This window comes from Martelella lutilitoris, from assembly GCF_016598595.1.
Lineage (GTDB): Bacteria > Pseudomonadota > Alphaproteobacteria > Rhizobiales > Rhizobiaceae > Martelella > Martelella lutilitoris_A.
The window spans coordinates 3,877,815-3,897,664 of the sequence record NZ_CP066786.1 but is presented as its reverse complement, the minus strand read 5'-3'; the positions used below and the strand labels follow the sequence as shown (position 1 = coordinate 3,897,664).

The window sequence follows — 19,850 nt, the reverse complement described above, 5'->3', positions numbered from 1 at the left end:
GACGATTGTGATGACTGCCATCGAGCTGCTCGCTGTCTCGGCGAGGACGGTGACCTTTGCTGTCTTTTCCGGCGAGAACAAATATTTCCTCAAGGCGCCCGTTTCCTGGCGGCTTGCAATGGAGAGCACCGATGAAACGGTGGCCGAAGGCGTGAGCGAGCGCACGGTGTTCTCGATCAACGGTCTTGAGCCGCACACCGCCTATCGTCTGGTTGCGGGCGGAGAAGTCTTCGATTTCGTGACAGGAAACGAAAGCGCATTCGTCGATGTTGCCGCCTGCGGCGCAAGCCTGCAATCGGAAAACAATGCCCCTGCGCTGCAGAAGGCGATCGATGGCCTGCCCGAGGGCGCGACGCTCCGTTTCGGTCCGGGCGTGTGGAAGAGCGGCCCGCTTTTCCTGAAATCCGGCCTGACGTTGCTGCTCGATGCCGGCGCCGTACTGTATGGCATTGCCGATCGCGACCAATACCCGATCCTGCCCGCCCGTGACGAGGACGGCCGCGTGCTCGGCACCTGGGAAGGCGTGGCAGAGGCCTGCTACGCCAGCCTGTTGACCGCCATCAACGCGTCCGGCATTGCCATTGTCGGCGGCGGCGTCATCGATGCCGGCGGTGACCGCGGCGACTGGTGGAGCTGGCACAAGGAAACCCGCAATGGCGCGCGCCGTCCGCGCAGCCTGTTCTTCAACCGCTGCGAACATGTCACGGTCACCGGCGTCACCGTCCGCAACTCCCCCGCCTGGATGGTGCATCCCGTCTTTACCAAAGACATGCTCGTTGCCGATGTGAAGATCGAGAGCGATCCGGATTCGCCCAACACCGACGGCTTCGATCCGGAATGCTGCGAAAATGTCCGCATGCGCGGCATCCGCTTCTCCGTCGGCGACGACTGCATCGCCATCAAGGCGGGAAAGCGCGATCCGAAGGGCGGCCTCGATGGGTCAACCCGCAACATCAGCATCGAAAACTGCTTCATGGAACGCGGTCATGGCGGCGTCGTCATCGGTTCGGAAATGAGCGGCTCCGTTTCGGGCGTTACAGTCGCGCGTTGCGAGATGCGCGATACGGATCGCGGGCTGAGGGTCAAGACCCGGCGCGGCCGCGGCGGCTTCGTTTCCCGCATCCTCGTCGAGGATTGCGACATGGACAATGTCGTCAGCCCCTTTGTGATGAACGCCTTCTATTTCTGCGACGCCGACGGCAAGTCGGACTATGTCCAGTCGCGCGATCCGCACCCTGCCAGCGCGGTGACGCCGCGCATGTCGGACATCACCTTCCGCCGCATCGTCGCGCGCAATGTACACACCGCCGCCGCAGCCTTTTACGGCCTGCCGGAAATGCCGATCGAGAATGTAACGATCGAGGACTATACCGTCTCCTATGCGCCGGACGCCGAGGCCCAGCCGCCGGTCATGGCCTGCCATATCGACCCGGTGCGCCATGGCGGCATCATTGCCGAGAACGCGGCCGTTACCGCCAGGAATGTCGTTTTCGTCAGGGAAGGGGCGGAAGAGCCCTATTACCGTCAGGCGCTTCTGCGCTATTGCGACGAATATGCCGCCGACTATCGCGCCTATAAGGGCGGGGCGCTCTGCTATGAGGATGGCTGCCTCTATCGCGGTCTGATCGCGCTTTATGAGGCGACCGGCGAAGCGCGCTGGTTCGATCACCTTGTGCGCCACGTCAGCGCGCAGGTCGATGAAGACGGCGTGATGAACGGCTACGCGGCCGAGGATTTCAACATCGACAACATTTTGTCCGGCCGCGCCCTGGTCTGGCTGGCGCGGCGCACCGACGATCCGCGCTACCGCAAGGCCGCCGACCGGCTGGTCGCGCAGTTGGCGGATCATCCGCGCGTCAAAGAAGGGCCGCACTGGCACAAGCATCGCTATCCCGAACAGGTCTGGCTCGACGGTCTCTATATGGGCCTGCCGTTCAAGGCGGAATACGGTCTCGCCTTCGACAGGCCGGACCTGGTCGCCGACGCCGCCGACGAATTGCTGGCGGGGCTCGAACTCACCTATGATGCCGACAGCCGTCTTTATCGCCACGCTTATGATTCCGCAAAGGCACAGCCCTGGGCCAACCCCGACACCGGCCAGTCGCCGGCCCACTGGTCGCGTGCCATCGGCTGGGCGGCCATGGCTATGGTGGATCTCATCGAATGCCTGCCGGAAGATGAAAAACGCGATGCGATCGTCGCCCGGTGGGCGGCCCTTGCCGAACGGCTCGCCGTGTTGAGGACGGCCGACGGCCGCTGGCTGCAGGTCCCGGATCGTCCGGATCTCGGGGGGAATTATGCAGAAAGCTCGGCAACGGCCATGTTCGCCTATGCGTATCTGAAGGCTGACAGGCTTCGCCTCGGCGACGGCGCCGCAATCGGTCGCAAGGCCTTCGAGGCGCTCTACAAGAATGCGTTCGAGGTCGATGCCGGTGGCCGCCGCGTGCTCGGAGCCATCGTCTGCGTCGCCGGTCTCGGCGGTTTCAACGGCGAGTATCGCGACGGCACGCCGGGCTATTACCTGACCGAGGCGATCAATGCCGACGATATCAAGGGCGTCGGCCCGCTCATGATGGGTTTTGCGGAGCTCCTGGCCCGCTCCTGAAGTCAGGAAAAGCCTTTCTCCCGAGGCCGGCGGCTGGCCGAAAGGTCAGCCGCATTTTTTGTGACCTTACGCCAGAACCAACTGGTCGTCGTCGATTTCGGTGCCGGCGGCGCGGCCGAAACGTTCCAGCAAGTCGGAGACCTTGAGCCTCGAGCGCTCCTCGCCCTTGATGTCGAGGACGATCTGGCCGGCATTCATCATCAGCGTGCGGCTGCCATAGGCCAGTGCGTCGCGCATCGAATGGGTCACCATCAGCGTCGTCAGCTTGCGCTCCTCGGCAATCTCAGCCGAAAGCGTCAGCACCTTGTGGGCGGCGGACGGATCGAGCGCTGCCGTATGCTCGTCGAGCACGAGGATCTTCATCGGCAGAAGCGTCGCCATCAGCAGGCTGACGGCCTGGCGCTGGCCGCCCGACAGCGCACCGATCGGCGTGCCCATGCGATGTTCGAGCCCGAGGCCGAGTTTTTCCAGATGTTCGGCAAACATCGCCTTCTGGCCCTTGCGGCCAAGGGCAAGGCCGAGGCCGCGCTTCTTGCCGCGGGCGGCGGCCAGCGCCAGGTTCTCCTCGATCGACAGCGACGAGCAGGTGCCGAGACGCGGTTCCTGGAACACGCGGCCGACATAGCGCGCGCGTTTGGCGGCCGGCCAGTCCGTGACATCGAGGCCGTCGAGCCTGACGGAGCCTTTATCCGGCTTCACCGTGCCGACGACGGTGGACAGAAGCGTCGACTTGCCGGCGCCGTTGGAGCCGATCACGGTGACGAATTCGCCCTCGTCGATCTTCATCGAGACGTTGCGCAGCGCCTTGACTTCCGTTGCCGTGCCCGGATTGAAGGTGAGGCGGATATCGGAAAGGGAAAGCATCAGTCCTGCCCCTCGTCATTTTGCTGGGCGCCGCGCACCAGCTTGAAATTGAAGAGCTGCTTGCGGCCGCGTTTTCCCCGCCGCTGGGAAAGAACCACGGCAACGGCGACCACCACGGCGGTAATCAGGTTGAGGTCCTGCGGGCGGATGCCGATGAAGCCGGCGGAAAGCGCGAGCGCAATGAACAGGCGATAGACGACCGCGCCGATGACGCAGCCGAGCGTTGCCAGAAACACCGTGCGCCGACCGAGGATCGCCTCGCCGATAATCAGCGCCGCCAGCCCGGTGACGATCGTGCCCACACCCATGGTCACGTCGGCCACCCCCTGCATCTGGGCAAAGAGCGACCCGCCGAGCGCGCAGAGCGCATTGGCGATCGACATGCCGAGCAGCGTCATCGCGCCGTTTCGGATGCCCTGGGCCTCGGCCATGGCAGGGTTTTCGCCGGACGCCCGAAGGCCGAGGCCGATCTCGGTCTTCAGGAACCAGTCGACAATCAGCTTGGCGCCGATGGCGATGATCAGCAGCAGGATCGTATTGCTCCACAGCCCCGCATCAACCACGCTTTCGAAGCGCGAGAACACGGTGTCGCTGCCGTAGACCGGCAGGTTCGGCCTGCCCATGATGCGCAGATTGACGGAGAAGAGCGCCACCATCGACAGGATGCCGGCAAGAAGATTCATGATCCCGAAGCGCACGTTCAAGAGGCCGGTCACGAAACCGGCTGCGGCGCCTGCGAGCATGCCGAAGAATGTTGCGATGAACGGATCGATGCCGTTGACGATGGCGGCGGCGGAAACCGCCGCGCCCAAGGGGAAACTCCCGTCCACCGTCAGATCGGGAAAGTCGAGAACCCGAAAAGACATAAAGATGCTCAACGCCACGAGGGCGAAGAGCAAGCCGGTCTCAAACGCCCCGGCGAGAGCAAAAAGCGTCATATTATTCGATGACCTTCTTGGCGCTGTCCTTGACGCTGTCGGGAACCGTGATGCCCATGGCTTCGGCAGCCTTCATGTTGAGGAACAGGTCCTGATTGCCGGGCACGACGACGGCGATTTCCGACGGTGCCTTGCCGGCGAGGATTTCGGCAACCATGTCGCCCGTGACCTTGCCCATTTCGGCATAGTTGAAGCCAAGGGCTGCAACCGCGCCGCGCTCGACGGAATCCGTATCCGTGGTGAAGACCGGGAGTTTGGCGCGCTCGCCGACGGTGATGATGGCCTCAAGCACCGAGATCACCGAATTGTCGGTCGGCAGCAGGATCGCATCGGCCTTGCCGACGAGGTTGCGGGCCGCATCCGGCACCATGGTCGACTGGGCGGCGGGGCTGTCAACGACTTCGAGGCCGAGTTCGCCGGCGGCCGCCTTGATCTCGTCAACCTGAACGACCGAGTTGGCCTCGCCCGGATTGTAGATCACGCCGATGGTCTTGACGCCGGGCACCAGCGTCTGGATCAGCTCCAGCGCCGGCTTCGGCGGCTGCTTGTCGGAGGTGCCGGTGATGTTTGCTTCCGGGGCTTCCGGATTTTCAACGAGGCCGGCGGCGACCGGATCGGTGACGGCGGCGAAGACGACCGGGGCATCGCCCATCGAATTCTTCAGCGCCTGGGCCGATGGCGTGGAGATGCCGACGGCGACATCGGGCTTGAGCCCCGCGAACTCGGAGGCGATCTGGGTTTGCGTCGTCATGTTGCCCTGGGCGGAGCGGGCGACGACGGTGAGGTTGTCGCCTTCGGTATAGCCCTTTTCGGCGAGGCTTTCGATAATGCCCTCGCGCACGGCGTCAAGGGCGGGATGTTCGACAATATATGTGATGGCGACCGTCTTTTCGTCGCTGTCCTGCGCCAGCGCCGGCGCGGAAAAACCCGCAATCGCGGCCACGGCGGCGGTGGCCAGCACCGCCTTCTTGAAGTTGAGCATTTCGAAACCCCCTGTCAGGATTGTTCTCGCGCGGCTTTTCGCGCGCTCGGATCACGCGCGGCAGTTTGGCCCGGCGCAAAGCGCCGGTCAACGCCGGAACCATGCCGTCGGCGACTTTATTTGACACTCCCATGGCAATTGGCCCGCTCGCCGGAGAGGCTGCGGTGAAGGGGATCACGCAATCTGTCCGGCGAAGCGTCAGGTGATCTGAAGCGAGCCTTCCGCGTTCATCAGAAGATCGACCACGTCGGGGGCGGTGATGATCTCGAACTCCGGATCCATGTCTTCCGCGGCGAAGCCGTTATGCTTCATGCAGGCGCCACAGATGGCGATCCTGCCGCCGGCTTCGCGGAACCGCGCCAGAAGATCGGGAACGGGGTCAAACGGCGCGCCGATCGCCATGCCGTCGGTGGCGCCGGGGCGACCGAGTTCCACGGCCTCGGCCATCAGGATCATGGTGGCGCTGTGCCCCTTGGAAAGGGCGTTGACTGCCATGGTGAAGGCGACCGTGACCTTGTTCGGGTTGGATTTGCCGTCGAAGAGCGTCGATACGAAAGCGGTTGGCTGCATGTCTTTAAATCCTCCTTTTGCTGTCCGACATCTAGTACGCGGCAACAGGCGCACAAGTGTGACATTTTCGCAGGCGATTGCATCGGCCGAGCGGCGACGATAACAAGGACAGGCATGTGACAGGGAAAAAGGTGCGATGGCAGAGAGCGAAATCAGGCTTGAGGACGGCTGGCGCGAGAAACTGAAACCGGAATTCGAGAGCGCCTATATGGCCGAGCTCCGCTCCTTTCTGGTGGAGGAGAAGCGCGCCGGACAGACCGTCTTCCCGAAGGGGAGCGAGTATTTTCGCGCGCTCGACCTGACGCCGCTTGAAAACGTGCGCGTCGTCATCCTCGGCCAGGACCCCTATCACGGGCCGGGGCAGGCGCATGGCCTCTGCTTTTCCGTTCAGCCCGGCGTGCGCGTGCCGCCGTCACTCGTCAATATCTACAAGGAACTGGCCACCGATGTCGGGTTCCAGAAGGTCAATCACGGCTTTCTGGAGCACTGGGCCCGCCAGGGCGTGTTGTTGCTGAACTCGGTGCTTACGGTGCGCCAGGCGGCCGCCGCCTCCCATCGCGGCAAAGGTTGGGAAAACTTCACCGATGCCGTTATCCGCGCGGTCAATGACGAATGCCCCCATGTCGTGTTCATGCTCTGGGGCGCCTATGCGCAGAAAAAGGCCTCCTTTGTGGACAGGTCACGGCATCTTGTGCTCAAGGCGCCGCATCCCTCGCCGCTCTCCGCCCATAATGGTTTCTTCGGATGCCGCCATTTTTCCAAAGCCAACCAGTTCCTTCTGGAGCAGGGCATGGAACCGGTGGACTGGCAATTGCCGGAGGATCCGGCGGACGAATGAAAGGGCAGGGCGGGAATATCGGGGATTATGCGCCGTGCCGCCTTATATTTTTCGTCGCGGCCTCTACATTATCGCTCGGTCCGGGTTTAAGGCTGCTTGACAGCCGGGTTCTTGTGCGGCCATGCGGTTTGACAGTTTTTCACGAGGCAGTTTCACATGAAGAAGAGCATCAACCCTGACGGCGTTCGCAAGCCTTTCGGCAACTACAGCCACGGCCTCTACGTGCCGCCGGGCGCCGGCCTTCTGGTCACCTCCGGCCAGCTCGGCATCGGGCAGGACGAGGCCATTCCGCGCTCGGTCAGCGCGCAGGCGGAGCTCTGCTTCCAGGCGATCGGTAAAATCCTGGCGGAAGCCGATATGGGGTTTGAAGATGTGATCCGCATTACCGGCTATGTGACGACGCGCGAGGATTTTCCGGCCTATATGGATGTCCGCGACCGCTACATCGCCGATCCCATGCCGGTGTCGACCCTGCTGATCGTCTCGGGCTTCACCCGCGCGGAATTTCTGGTCGAGGTCGAGGTCACGGCGGCCAAGCTGCCGTAATCTGCTCTGCCTCAAAGCGCCAGCGACCAGACCTTTGCCGATTTGATCGCGCCTTCGCGGATCCGCAGCGAGTGGATCGGGTCGAAGCCGGCGATGCGCTTTGTGCCGGCCCAGCGGCCGTTGTCAGCAAACACTTCGACTGAACCGATGTCGAGGAACAGCCTCAGATGGCTCGGATTGGCGCCGGGGGCGATATAGTCGGGCGTCGGCGTCTTGCTGTCGTCCATATAGAGAAGCCTCATCCCCTCGGCATCGATCTTCACCGTGATCTCGATATTGTTGTGGTAGAGGTCGAGTTCGAACGGCCCGTCATTGCGGTCAAGCTCGATCACGACCTCGGCTTGGCCCTTTTCCAGCATCACCGGCTCGCCGGCGGCAAGGGCGGTGTCGTCGATCAGTGCGTCGCGCAGCACTTCCACGCCCTCGATCGGCGGCGTCAGAAGCGTGTTGTCCGCGGCATCGTAGACGAGGTTGCGCGGCAGCGTCATGGCTGTCGGAAAATCGATTTCCGGCGCGGCATCGGCCCAGTTGGCGAGCCAGCCGATGCCGACCGGGCGGCCCTGGTCGAGGAAGGCCTGGAAGGCGTAGTTGTCCGTGGCGAAATCGAGTTCCTGCTCGAATTGGGGCGTGAAGTGCTTGCCATCGAAATGGCCGACGGTCGCCATGGTGAGGTTTCTGCGGCCGGTCTCCTCGTGGTGGCTGTGCATCAGTCCGCAGACCAGCACCCAATGGGTCTGCGGGTCGCCGGCCGGGCCGTCGAGCGGCAGGAGGCATGGACACTCGACCACCTGGGTGTTGAAGCGGCCTTCGCGGTGCAGGATCTCGACGAATTCCCATCCGCTTGCCGCCGTAAGGTCGGCCGTCTGGTAGAGGAGGACCACGCCCTCCTCGCCCTGGCGGCTGCCGAGCAGCATCTTCCAGTAGCCATCGGGCCCGCGAAAGACGTAAGGATCGCGGAAATCAAGCGTTAGGCCTTCAAGCTCGGGCCGCTTGTCGATCAGCGGTTTCGCCGCGCCGGCGAAGATCAGCGATTGCGAGGTGGCGACCATCTGGATTTCGCGTTCGGGCGCGCGCTCGATCACATGCTCGGTAAAGAACACGCGGATGCCGGCGGAGTTTTCCAGCGGGATCGCCGAGCCGGAAAAGGCGCCGCCGCGCTTGTCCGGGCGGTGGGTGAGGTCCTCGGAGGGAAACAGGAAGATCGGCATGTGCCGCCAGTGCAGGTAGTCCTCCGAGATCGCATGGCCCCAGTGCATGGTGTTCCACGTCAGCCCGTGTGAATAGTGCTGGTAGAAGAGATGGGCCGAGCCATTGAAACGGCCGAAGCCGTTCGGGTCGTTCATCCAGCCGAAGGGCGGGCGGAAATGATAGCTGCCGGGGGCGGGCGCCGGGGCATTGGCGGCATGGGTGCGCAGCACGGTAATGCCTTCCTCCAGCACCTTGGCATCGGTAAACCAATAGGCGACCGAGATCGTCGTCGTCTCGGGATCGTAGGAGCATTCCAGTTCGCCGCCATGCGGCACGAAGAACATGCGGAATTCATACTCTTCCGCATTCTGTGCAAAGATATTGCCGAACAAATTGCCGTTGAGCGAGAGCTGAATCTCGGCGGGTGCGTGTGGGTGGATGGCCTTCATCCAGACATGAAGCACGGCATTGACCGGTACGGTGCCGCGCAATTTGCGCAGGCGGGTCTCATCGGCGGTTTTCTGCTCTAGCATGGACATTCTGCCCTATTCCCCGCTGCTGGCGCATGGCGGGGCAATGCCCCCTGAACCATGCGGTATTTCCTGAAAGCCGCAGCCAATCCGCGCAACAGAGTGCGACGGGGCTTGCGGCCTCGCTCAAAAGAGCCCGCAAGCGCCTAAGGGAAGCGCTTGCGGGTTAGTCATAGACCTAGTGGTCTGAGCGGTGATGTAAAGGGGGGCGTCCGCCGGAAGCGTCAGAAAGCTTCCATCTCGGCCTTCACCTTTGCCAGGAAATCGGCCCTTGTCTTGTCGGTGCAGTTGTTCATGTCGTAATGCGCCATGAAGGACACCGGGGCGCCGAGCTTGATCTGGGCGCGCAGTACGCGCTTGACGATCTTTTTGGGCGGATTGCCAGCGAGAAATGCCCGCATCGGGGTCGCGCCATAGGTGAAGACGGCGGCGAGCTTTCTGATATGGCGCAGCGTCGGCGTCAGTTTCCCGTCCTCGAGCGCGAAGGAAACGCCCGGCAGCCAGACCCGGTCGAAATAGCCTTTCAGCATGGCCGGAAAACCGAAATTCCACACGGGCGTGACGATGACGAGGGCTTCGGCCTTGCGCAACCTCTCGACATAGCCTTCAACCGGTGCGGTGTTTTCCGGATAGTCGTGATAGCCGATCCGCTCCTCGCGGGTCAGCACCGGCTGGAAGCCCTCGGCGTAAAGATCGCAATCATCGACCTCGTGTCCGGCTTTCTTCAGGCTTTCCACCACCTGGGCATGAAGCGCCGCGCCGAAGCTCGTTTCCACCGGATGGCTGAAGAGAACGAGAACCCGCATTCTATTCGGCTCCCGTCTCGGAAAGGCCCTTGAACAGGAAGTTCTTGCCGGCCTTGAAATCGAAATCCGGGTTTTCCCAGGCGATCATCTTGCCGGGGTTCAAAAGGCCCTTGGGGTCAGTTTCCTTCTTGAAGGCAAGCTGCAATTCGTCGGTCTGCTTCATGCCGCCCTCTTCCAGCGTATAGCGGTGCGGGTTGAAGATCGGGCAGCCGTGCTCCTCGTGGATACGGATGATCTCTTCCAGCCGTTCGGCGGTCGTGTAGCGCACCAGCGGCAGGCCGGAACACTGGATCGCGCCGTCAAAGCGCAGGAATTCCAGATGACCGATAACCTCATCGCCGAAGAGTTCGGACATTTCCTGGACCTTGGAAACATGGTCGGGGCCGGGATACTGCACCTGCAGATAGGTGAAGGCGTCGGGCTCTGTCTTCAGCGCGCGCAGCGTCGTGTGGTTCCAGCCGAGCTCATAGGCGCGCGGCAGGCCGCGCAGGCTTTCCGCCTTGTCGGAGCGGAAGCGGATCTCGCCCTTGTAAAGGTTCACCAGCGCCTCGAAGGGTTCCATCGAGTGCGGCGCGACCATGACGACCGAGACGCTCTCGCCTTCCTTGAGGTAAGGCTTGTGGCGGTTGAAATAGGAATAGGGCACGGGCGCGGCGATCGGGGCGATTTCCTTGACCAGAATGCCGGAGGATTTCGCCAGCCGGTCGGAAAAGCGCACCGCGTCCATGAAGGTCTCGTGGCCGACCATCACGTCCACCCAGTCATAGGCGGGGGCCAGCGGCATTTCGACCTCGGTGATGATGCCGTTGGTGCCATAGGCGTGGCTGACCTTCAGCAGGTCGCGCGCCGTCAGTTCCATCACGCGCGGCTCTTCCTCGAGCGTCACGATCCTCAACCGCAGAACATTGCCGAGATCGCGAAGCCCGCCCCAGTGGACCGAGCCGACGCCGCCGGAGCCGCCGGCGATGAAGCCGCCAAGGGTCGCCTGGCCGGTGGTCGACGGGTGGAAGCGCAGTTCCTGCCCGGATTTCTCCTTCAGCTCCCTGTCGAGCTGGGCGCAGATGATGCCGGCCTCGACGACGACGCGGCCGGGATGGATCTCCTTGATGGCGTTCATCCTGGTCATGTCGAGAACGATGCCGCCGGAAAGCGGCATGCACTGGCCATAATTTCCGGTGCCGCCGCCACGCGCGGTGACGGGTACGTCATTCCTGAACGCGACCTTCAGGATCCGGATCAGTTCGTCCTCGTTCTTCGGCGAGACGACCAGATCGCCGGTCACGTTCTCAAGCTGTTCCTTAAGAATGGGCGAATACCAGTAGAAATCCCGGCTCTTGCGCAGAACCATGTTGGGATTGTCCTCGATGGTGATGCCCTCGAGTTCGGCCTTGATCTGTTGATAGTCCGGCATGTTCACTTATCCATCAGCGGGTCAAGTTCGCGGTAATCCGGCAGGCTGCGGTCGATGCCCATGCCATTCCGCATCACGATGCGGTCAGCCTGCGGACGGGAGAGAAATTCGCTCCAGCGCCTGGCACTGAAGAGGATGATATCGGCGGGGCCGCCTTCGGCAATCACCCCGCGCTCGCCCCGGCCGAGAATGTCGGCGGGCGTACGGGTGATGATGCGGGCGGTCTCGTCCAGCGGATGGTCGAGCTGGAGAATGCGCACGGCCTCGCGGATCACCTCGACGGGATCGAGATCGCCATAGGCGTAAAACGGATCGCGAGTATTGTCGGAGGAGACCGCCGTCTTCACCCCGGCAGCAGCCAGCTCCTTGAACAGCGTCACGCCGCGCCAGCGCGGCGTGCGACCCTCGTGGCGGTCCTGCAGATACATGTTGCACATCGGCAGCGAGACGACGGAAAGGCCGGCCTGGGCCACGACATCGATCGTGCGCTTCGCCGTGTCTTCGTCCTGACGGGCCAGCGAACAGCAATGGCCGACCGTGACGGACCCCTCGAAGCCGTTGCGAAGCTTCGCCTCGGCAATGCGGCCAAGGGTCAGGACCTCGCGATCCTCGGTCTCGTCCACATGGAGGTCGATATCAAGTCCGTTGTCGGCAGCCGCGCGGAACATGCGGTCAAGGCGGGCATCAAGATCCGGCAGCATCTGCGTGACGCCGCCGATCAGCCCGTTGTGGCGTTTCAGAAGCCTCGTCAGATCATCGAAGAAAGGTTCGAAGATCATGTCGATGGAAAACAGCGCGACGGCCTGAAGTTCGATCCGGCCCGCCCATTTTTCCCGCATGTGAGAAAAAACCTCGAAGGAGATTTCGTGCTGCGGCGGAAGGCTGTCGAGATGGGTGCGCAGAAGGCCGGTGCCATGGGCGTAGGCCGATTTCAGCGAGAATTCCATGCGGGCGGCGACGTCATCGGCCGACCAGTTGGCCAGCCGATCGGCCATCACGTTTTCCAGAGCGCCCATGAAGGTGCCGTCGGGATTGCGGCGGCGCTCCCAGATATGGCCCTTGTCGATATGGGTGTGCATGTCGGTAAAGGTGGGCCAGACCATGCCGCCGCGCATGTCGGCGGCGGGAAGCGCGGCGGGCGCCGTGCCGGCGGGCAGAATGGCGTCGATCTTGCCGTCGGCAACCACGATATCGGCCGAGACGAGGCCTTCCTTGGCCTCGAAGCCGCTCGCCTCGGCAAGGCAGACGGCCGGAACGGTTGCCCTCAGAAGCGCGAAGGTCGGCGCTTCCGGCAGTGTCATGAAGCCCGGCATCAGTTTTCCCTCTTGAGGCTGCTTTCGTGCCAGCGGTGCAGGAACAGCCAGGCAATGAACGAGGTGAGCGCGAAGATCGCCACGCCGAGACAGGCGAGCATGAACAGCGCCGCAAAAAGACGCGGAATGTTGAGCCGGTACTGCGATTCCAGCAGGCGGAAGGCAAGGCCGGAGCCGGCGCCAGCCGAGCCTGCGGCGAACTCTGCGACAACGGCGGCAATCAGCGCCAGACCACCGCCGATCCGGAGCCCGGTCATGAAATAGGGCAGCGAAGCCGGCAGCTTCAGGTGGATGAGCGTCTGCCAGCGCGAGGCGCCGTAAAGCTCGAACAGGTTCAACAGGTTATGGTCGACGCTCTTCAGGCCCTGCGCCATGTTGGAGAGGATCGGGAAGAAGGCGACGAGGAAGGCGCAGATCAGGAGCGCCACCTGCGTCGTCGGCGTATAGATCAGGATCAGCGGCGCGATGGCGACGATCGGGGTCACCTGAAGGATGACGGTGATCGGATAGAGCGCGGTCTCGATCCAGCGCGACTGGACCATGATGACGGCAAGGCCGACGCCGCCGACAAGGGCAAGGCCGAGCGAGATGAAGGTGATCTTGGTCGTCACCCACAGCGCCGGCGCGAGCGTGCCCCAGTCCTCGAAGAAAGCCTCTACCACCAGAGCGGGGCCGGGAAGGATGTAATGCGGGGTCTGGTAGATGACCACGATCGCCTGCCAGACCAGCACGAGGAAGGCGAGCACGGCGATCGGGATTGTGATTTTCAGGACCGTTTCGCCATGACGCGCCCAGAAACCGGGCTTCGCGTAGGTCGCATCGTCCTGCTGCATGGCGCTTACCTTGTCGCTCATCAGTGTTCTCCTCCTGCGGCGTGGATTGCGCCCTGCAGCGCGTGGGACACTTTCGCGCAGGCCTGGTGATATTCCTCCGACGAACGGTAGTCCTCGTCACGCACTTGGCTCGTGTCGAGCGGAAAGTCGTCGAAGACCTGGCCGGGACGGGCGCGCATCACGACGATGCGGTTGGAAAGATAGGCGGATTCGAAAACGGAATGGGTGACGAAGATGACGGTGATGCCGGTCTCGTGCCAGAGCCGCAGCACATCGTCGTTGAGCCGCTGGCGGGTGATTTCGTCAAGGGCGGCGAAGGGCTCGTCCATCAGGAGAAGCTTCGGTTTTGTGACCAGCGCGCGGGCGATCGAAACACGCATCTTCATGCCGCCGGAAAGCTCGCGCGGATAGGCATCGGCGAAATCCTCAAGGCCGACGGTCTTCAGCACGTCCATGATCTGGTCGCGCGTGCCGGATTTCGACTGACCGCGCAGCTTCAGCGGAAGATAGACATTGCCGAACACCGTTGCCCAGGGCATCAGCGTCGGCTCCTGGAAGACGAAGCTGATATCGCCTTCAGGGCGCCCCTTGGCGGAAATGCGCGAGCTTGGCCAGTCTATCGTGCCGCGGGTGATGTCGCCGAGCGCGGCGATGATCCTGAGCGCGGTCGACTTGCCGCAGCCGGAAGGCCCGAGCAGGCTGACAAACTCGCCCTGGCGCACCGTCAGGGACATATCATTGAGCGCGATGGTGCCGTTGGAGAAAATCTTGGTGACATGCTCCATCTTCACCAATGGCTTTTGTAGCGATGCCGGAATTTCGGCATAGGCGTTCGGCATGCGGCTATCCTGCATTCAGTTCAAGGTGCCGTTTCGCGCCTGAATGACGCGAAACGGAGCGTTTCGGGATGCCTATTTCAGCAGGTCCATGCCGACGCCCTTGCAGACGAACGCGGTCGTGTAGGCCTTCGTGTAGTCGAGATCAGCTTCGAAAAGGCCGATGTCGACCATGTCGTCGAAGAAGGTCTTGTAATGGGCGTCGGTGATGCAGCCGATGCCGCCTTCATCCGCGTCGCCGGAAACGACGATGCCGTATTCCTTCATCTTTTCGATGGAATAGGCGATCTGCTCGTCCGTCATTTCCGGATTGTCGGCCTTGATCAGTTCGTTGGCAGCGGTGTTGTCGCCGTAGAGATAGTTGTACCAGCCTTCGATCGAGGCATCGACGAAACGCTGGACGAGATCCGGGTTTTCCTCGACCAGCTTCTTCTGCGCGGTGATCATCGTCGAATAGGGCGAATAGCCGCTGTCGGCGAGCAGGAAGACCTTCGGCGACCAGCCGGCTTCCTTCTCGACCGAATAGGGCTCGGAGGTGAGATAACCCTGCTGGGCCGACTGCGGATCGGCGATAAAGGGCGCCGGGTTGAAGGTATAGGGCTTGTACTGGGCATCGTCGAAGCCGTCGAAATTGGCTTTCATCCACTGGAAGTAGGACAGGAAACCGTCTTTGCCCATGAAGATCGTCGGCAGCTTGGCGAGATCGGCGAATTCCTCGATCCCCTGGTCGGGATGGGCCATCAGGATCTGCGGGTCCTTCTGGAAGATGGCGGCGACATCGATGAGCGGAATATCCTCGACGACGGCGTCAAGCTCGCCCTGGGGCGAGCCCATGTAGAAATCGACCTTGCCGGCGATCAGGAGCGCGCGGTTGGCCGCCTGCGGGCCGCCCTGCACGATGGTGACGTCCAGGCCGTATTTCTCGTATGTGCCGTCGGCGACGGCCTGGTAGAAACCGCCATGCTCGGCCTGCGCCAGCCAGTTGGTGCCATAGGAGACCTCGTCCAGCGCAAAGGCGGGCGTGGCGGCCGCTGCCATGAAGGCAGCGCCGGCGAGCGCGGCGGTCTTTGAGGTATTCGACATAAGCTATTCCCCTTCGCTTTTCGTCGTGAAGCTTTCAGATTATTGCATTTGAGCGGCTTCACCGCTGTTTGAGAAGCATCAATTTTCGTCCGCATTGATGCTTTTTTTGCACAGCCGGCGCGATTGTTATAATTGTAGTCGAACTGCGCAAAATTTGGTCAGCGCAGGGGTCCGGCAGCTGTGAGTCTACGCCCATGCTTCATTCCAGGAAACTGCAATATATCGACGAGATCGCCCGTTGCGGGTCGATCCGCAAGGCCGCCCAGCGGCTGAATGTCGCCTCATCCGCCGTGAACCGGCAAATCCTTGCCCTGGAAGAGGAATTCGGCGCGCCGCTGTTCGAGCGGCTGCCCCGTGGTCTGCGGCTGACGGCGGCCGGCGAGATGTGCGTGGAGCATATCCGCGAGGTGCTGAAGGGCTATGAGAAGCTGGAATCGCGTATCCGCGCGCTGAAAATGCCACAGGCGGGCAAGGTGACGCTGGTCGCGACCGTCGGACTCGCCGCCGGTCCGCTGCCGGATATCATCGCCCGTTTCGTTGATGAAAATCCAAGGATCCGCATTCATCTCAGATCCGATGGCGGCACCACGACGATCGCCAATGTGCTGACCGGCGACGTCGATCTCGGCCTTGGCTTCAACATTCCGCCGACGCCGGGCATCCGCACGCTTGCCTCCTTCGACGTGCCGATCGGCGCCGTGATGCCGCCCGGTCATCGCCTCGCGCGGGAAGAGCGCGTCAATGTCTCCGACGTCGTGCAGGAGCCGCTGGTGCTCGCCCAGCCGGGCACCAGCCTGCGCCATGTCATCAATCTGGCGCTGTCGCCCTTGTCCCTGCCGATCGAGCCGGTGGTGGAGACCAATGCGTCGGAAATGCTGAAAGGCCTGGTCAAGCGGGGAACGGGGCTGACCTTCCTCAATCCGCTCGATGTCTATGTCGAATGCCAGCGCGGCGAACTGGCCTTCCGCCCGCTCGCCGATCCGCATGTGCGCCACCAGCCGATGAAACTCTTTTCACGCGCCCGCGCGCCGCTCGATGCGGCAAGCAGCCTGTTCGTCGATTATCTGCTGAAAGAGCTCTCCGCCATCATCGACACGCTGCAGCAACGCCATCACCTGCCGCCGTCGCCGGGTTGATCACGCCGGCGTATAAAGCTTGTCGAGCGGGTAGGCGACGACATCCTCGATCAGTTCGATGAAGCCCCCGACCTGGTGTTGCGCGATGGCCGCGCCCTTTTCCGCCGTCGCGATCGCGGCATTGCCGAGCGCCCCCTTGGGGTTGAGATCATGGGCGATCCAGGCCAGCGCATTGGGCGGCGTCGGCTGCAGGCGGCGGGTGTTTTCCTTCTGCCATTTGGCCAGCGACACGAAGTTTTCGGCATGTTCCATCCTGACCAGTTCCGGACGGAAGTGGAGCATCAGCGAGGTCTCGACCTCGCCGCCGTGAATGCCGTAGGTGCGTTCTTCCTCGCTGATCATGCCGTCGGGCGAGCCGAAACGCGCCCATTGGGTGGCAACGGCGACCATGTTGAAGCGCACGCGCATTTCCCGCGAGACGATGCTCATGATGTCGAGATTGCCGCCATGGCTGTTGACCATGATGATCTTGCGCAGGCCGGCCGCGGCGACCTTTTCGCCGATCGTCGTCCATGCGGGGATCAGGAGGTCCGCGCCGAAGGAGAGTGTTCCGGGGCCGTGGATATGCTCATTGGCCTTGCCGATTTCCTGGACGGGCAGGACCAGCACGTCGAGCTCTTCGGGCAGGTTTTCCTTGAGCGTGTCGAGCATGCCCTGGGCGATGGCGACATCGGTCGCGACCGGAAGATGCGGTCCGTGCTGTTCGGTGGAGGCGAGCGGCAGGATAGCGACGGTGGTCGCCGGGTCCAGAGCGCTGAATTCCGGGCTCGTCAGTTCATTCCAATAGAAGCGCTTGGCCATGTCGATCAACCTGTCTTGCTGTTCCCCGCCGCACCCTTCGGGCGGCTTCAACACAGGTGTAGGAAAAACATCATGCAGGCAAAAGCATCGATTTGTGTTCCGTCTGCTGCCTTTTTGTGTGCGCTCTCAAGGGGTCTTTGGTTTGCCCCATTCCGCAAGCGCGATGCCGCCGATGGCAAGCGCGAAGGCAACGGCATGGAAGCCCTCCGGACTTTCGCCGAGGACGACGACCGCAAGGATGGTGCCGAAGACCGGGATCAGGTTGATGAAGAGCCCTGCCCGGTTCGGGCCGATCAGCTCCACGCCGCGGATGAAAAGCACCTGCGAGACGAGGGAAGGGAAAAGGCCGATGAAGATGATGACGCCGAAACCGGTCAGGTCATGCGGCAGCATGGCAAGGCCGAGCGCCGCCTCCGAGGCCACCATCGGCAGGGAGGCGAGGAAGGCGCCGAAGAAACAGGCCATGGCCATGGCCCGCCAGTCAAGCGCGGGCTTGTAGCGCAGGCTGACGGTATAGAGCGAATAGCACAGCACCGCCATCAGCACGAGAAAATCGCCGAAATTGATCTCAAGCGCGAGCAGGCGCGAAAGCTCGCCGTGGGAAACCGTAACGGCGACGCCGGCAAGCGTGAGCGCGAAGCCCGCAAGCTGGGCCGCCGAGGCGCGCACGCGGAAGAACAGGAAGTTCAAGACGAAGATCAGCAGCGGTATGGCCGCCTGGTCGATCGCGCTGTTAATGGCGGAGGTGAAGCGAAGGCCGGAATAGAGGAAGGCGTTGAAGGCGGCGAAGCCAACCGCGCCGTAGGCGAAGAGAAGCGGCCAGTTCTTGCGGATCACCGGCCAGTCCCGCTTGAATTGCGGCATGGAAAAGGCCGAAATCACCAGCGCCGCAATGCCCCAGCGAAACGAATTCATCACCATCGGCGACACATGACCGACGGCGAGCTTGCCGACGGTCAGGTTTCCGCCCCAAAAAAGCGTGGTTATGGTCAAAAGAATGTAGGCTCGCCATTGCATGGCCACAGTCCCTGTTATTGGCTCATCCCTGGTTCATGTTTCGCGAAGGAAAATGGGATGGTGTTTTTTGAGGCGTTCCCGCCTTAAAGCGTCGTCGCCGTTGCTGTCACGTGAAAATTTTGCGGGCTTGCGGGCCGGGGGGATCGCAATATAGGTCGTGGATGGTTATAGATGCTGCGGTTCAGCCGCAGGCAAGGCATGGTTTCTAGGTAGGTAAAATGACAAATGTTGTAGTGGTCGGCTCGCAATGGGGCGATGAAGGCAAGGGCAAGATCGTCGACTGGTTGTCCGAGCGCGCGGATATCGTGGTGCGCTATCAGGGCGGCCACAATGCCGGCCACACCCTGGTGATCGACGGCGTCAGCTACAAGCTGTCGCTTCTGCCCTCGGGCGTCGTGCGCGAAGGCAAGCTTGCCGTCATCGGCAATGGCGTGGTCGTCGACCCGCACGCGCTGATCGCCGAAATCGGACGGCTGGAGGCGCAGGGCGTTTCGATTTCACCCGACAATCTGCGGATTGCCGACAACGCGACGCTGATCCTGTCGCTGCATCGCGAGCTTGACGGCATGCGCGAGGACGCCGCTTCCAATTCCGGCACCAAGATCGGCACCACGCGGCGCGGCATCGGCCCGGCCTACGAGGACAAGGTGGGCCGTCGGGCGATCCGACTGATGGATCTGGCCAATCTCGAAACCCTGCCGGCCAAGGTCGACCGTCTTCTCACCCATCACAACGCGCTGAGACGCGGTTTCGGCGTGGCCGAAATCGAGCATGCGGCAATCATGGACGAACTGACCTCGATCGCCGACAAGGTGCTGCCCTTCCGCGAGACCGTCTGGCTGCTCCTGGACAAGAAGCGCCGCGCCGGCGCGCGCATCCTGTTCGAAGGCGCGCAGGGCACGCTGCTCGACATTGACCACGGCACCTATCCTTTCGTGACCTCATCGAATACGGTTGCCGGCCAGGCCGCAGCCGGTTCCGGCATGGGCCCGGGCGCGCTCGAATATGTGCTCGGCATCACCAAGGCCTATACGACCCGCGTCGGCGAGGGGCCATTCCCGACCGAGCTCCATGACGAGGTCGGACAATTCCTCGGCGAACGCGGCCACGAATTCGGCACGGTCACCGGCCGTCAGCGCCGCTGCGGCTGGTTCGACGCCGTGCTGGTGCGTCAGGCCGTCGCCACCAACGGCATCACCGGCATCGCGCTGACCAAGCTCGATGTTCTGGACGGTCTCGACGAACTGAAGATTTGCGTTGCCTATGAGCTTGACGGCGAGCGGATCGAGGCGCTGCCGGCCAGCCAGGGCGCGCAGGCGCGCGTCAAACCGGTCTACATCACGCTGGAGGGCTGGAAGGAATCAACCGTCGGCGCGCGCAAATGGGCAGACCTTCCCGCGCAGGCCGTAAAATACGTACGGCAGGTTGAGGAGCTGATTGGCGCACCAATCGCGCTTCTATCCACAAGTCCTGAGCGCGAGGACACCATTCTTGTGACCGATCCGTTTGAGGATTAAGCAAAAATCATAGTATTGTTGCGGGAATAACCCGCA

General features: G+C 62.5%; 18 protein-coding genes. 5 read left to right on the top strand and 13 right to left on the bottom strand.

Annotated elements, in window-relative coordinates:
* The first annotated feature begins 10 nt into the window (after nucleotides 1-10).
* Entirely contained in the window at nucleotides 11-2,605 is a 2,595-nt protein-coding gene (locus JET14_RS22990) for a glycoside hydrolase family 88 protein (protein WP_348648076.1), read from the top strand.
* A gap of 66 nt (nucleotides 2,606-2,671) precedes the next feature.
* On the opposite strand, the gene JET14_RS18490 is transcribed toward JET14_RS22990, so the two are convergent.
* The 4 genes from JET14_RS18490 to JET14_RS18475 all read right to left on the bottom strand — a co-directional run bounded on the left by JET14_RS18490 (nucleotide 2,672) and on the right by JET14_RS18475 (nucleotide 5,959).
* Nucleotides 2,672-3,469, bottom strand: coding sequence for an ABC transporter ATP-binding protein (locus JET14_RS18490; protein ID WP_200335447.1), 798 nt, complete (start codon nucleotides 3,467-3,469; stop codon nucleotides 2,672-2,674).
* The gene (locus tag JET14_RS18485) at nucleotides 3,469-4,407 is read right to left on the bottom strand and encodes an ABC transporter permease (protein ID WP_200335446.1); all 939 of its coding nucleotides are present in this window, start codon (nucleotides 4,405-4,407) and stop codon (nucleotides 3,469-3,471) included. The genes JET14_RS18490 and JET14_RS18485 overlap by 1 nt, the downstream gene beginning before the upstream one ends.
* A gap of 1 nt (nucleotide 4,408) precedes the next feature.
* Nucleotides 4,409-5,389 (bottom strand): ABC transporter substrate-binding protein, encoded by a 981-nt coding sequence (locus tag JET14_RS18480; RefSeq protein ID WP_200335444.1) that lies wholly within the window; start codon nucleotides 5,387-5,389, stop codon nucleotides 4,409-4,411.
* A gap of 198 nt (nucleotides 5,390-5,587) precedes the next feature.
* Complete coding sequence (locus tag JET14_RS18475; RefSeq protein WP_200335442.1) at nucleotides 5,588-5,959, bottom strand: DsrE family protein; 372 nt, start codon at nucleotides 5,957-5,959, stop codon at nucleotides 5,588-5,590.
* A gap of 136 nt (nucleotides 5,960-6,095) precedes the next feature.
* On the opposite strand from JET14_RS18475, the gene ung reads away from it, so the two are divergent.
* A complete protein-coding gene (ung, locus tag JET14_RS18470; RefSeq protein ID WP_200335441.1) occupies nucleotides 6,096-6,797 on the top strand; it encodes a uracil-DNA glycosylase in 702 nt (233 codons plus the stop codon).
* A 156-nt stretch (nucleotides 6,798-6,953) separates the two neighbouring features.
* A complete protein-coding gene (locus tag JET14_RS18465) occupies nucleotides 6,954-7,343 on the top strand; it encodes a RidA family protein (RefSeq protein ID WP_200335440.1) in 390 nt (129 codons plus the stop codon).
* Between the two features lie 11 nt (nucleotides 7,344-7,354).
* Here JET14_RS18465 and JET14_RS18460 read toward each other — a convergent pair whose 3' ends face one another.
* The 7 genes from JET14_RS18460 to JET14_RS18430 form a co-directional block, all read right to left on the bottom strand.
* Nucleotides 7,355-9,070 (bottom strand): GH32 C-terminal domain-containing protein, encoded by a 1,716-nt coding sequence (locus JET14_RS18460; protein WP_432443048.1) that lies wholly within the window; start codon nucleotides 9,068-9,070, stop codon nucleotides 7,355-7,357.
* A gap of 215 nt (nucleotides 9,071-9,285) precedes the next feature.
* The gene (locus tag JET14_RS18455) at nucleotides 9,286-9,867 is read right to left on the bottom strand and encodes an NAD(P)H-dependent oxidoreductase (protein ID WP_200335438.1); all 582 of its coding nucleotides are present in this window, start codon (nucleotides 9,865-9,867) and stop codon (nucleotides 9,286-9,288) included.
* Nucleotide 9,868: 1 nt separating this feature from the next.
* Nucleotides 9,869-11,278, bottom strand: coding sequence for an FAD-binding oxidoreductase (locus JET14_RS18450; protein WP_200335437.1), 1,410 nt, complete (start codon nucleotides 11,276-11,278; stop codon nucleotides 9,869-9,871).
* 2 nt (nucleotides 11,279-11,280) lie between these two features.
* A complete protein-coding gene (locus JET14_RS18445; RefSeq protein ID WP_432443047.1) occupies nucleotides 11,281-12,591 on the bottom strand; it encodes a cytosine deaminase in 1,311 nt (436 codons plus the stop codon).
* The gene (locus JET14_RS18440) at nucleotides 12,591-13,445 is read right to left on the bottom strand and encodes an ABC transporter permease (RefSeq protein ID WP_200335435.1); all 855 of its coding nucleotides are present in this window, start codon (nucleotides 13,443-13,445) and stop codon (nucleotides 12,591-12,593) included. Before JET14_RS18440 ends, JET14_RS18445 begins: the two co-directional genes overlap by 1 nt.
* Nucleotides 13,445-14,263 (bottom strand): ABC transporter ATP-binding protein, encoded by an 819-nt coding sequence (locus JET14_RS18435; protein ID WP_200335433.1) that lies wholly within the window; start codon nucleotides 14,261-14,263, stop codon nucleotides 13,445-13,447. The genes JET14_RS18440 and JET14_RS18435 overlap by 1 nt, the downstream gene beginning before the upstream one ends.
* A 72-nt stretch (nucleotides 14,264-14,335) precedes the next feature.
* Nucleotides 14,336-15,343: an ABC transporter substrate-binding protein gene (locus JET14_RS18430; protein ID WP_200335431.1), complete on the bottom strand. Its 1,008-nt coding sequence runs from the start codon at nucleotides 15,341-15,343 to the stop codon at nucleotides 14,336-14,338.
* Nucleotides 15,344-15,537: 194 nt separating this feature from the next.
* On the opposite strand from JET14_RS18430, the gene JET14_RS18425 reads away from it, so the two are divergent.
* Nucleotides 15,538-16,479 (top strand): LysR family transcriptional regulator, encoded by a 942-nt coding sequence (locus JET14_RS18425; RefSeq protein WP_200335429.1) that lies wholly within the window; start codon nucleotides 15,538-15,540, stop codon nucleotides 16,477-16,479.
* On the opposite strand, the gene JET14_RS18420 is transcribed toward JET14_RS18425, so the two are convergent.
* On the bottom strand, nucleotides 16,480-17,280 hold the full coding sequence (locus tag JET14_RS18420; RefSeq protein WP_200335428.1) for a creatininase family protein: 801 nt from the start codon (nucleotides 17,278-17,280) through the stop codon (nucleotides 16,480-16,482).
* Nucleotides 17,281-17,406: 126 nt separating this feature from the next.
* Entirely contained in the window at nucleotides 17,407-18,297 is an 891-nt protein-coding gene (locus tag JET14_RS18415; protein ID WP_200335427.1) for a DMT family transporter, read from the bottom strand.
* Between the two features lie 218 nt (nucleotides 18,298-18,515).
* Here JET14_RS18415 and JET14_RS18410 point away from each other — a divergent pair, with 218 nt between their 5' ends.
* Nucleotides 18,516-19,814, top strand: a complete 1,299-nt coding sequence (locus tag JET14_RS18410) for an adenylosuccinate synthase (protein ID WP_200335426.1) — start codon at nucleotides 18,516-18,518, stop codon at nucleotides 19,812-19,814.
* Nucleotides 19,815-19,850: the final 36 nt, after the last annotated feature.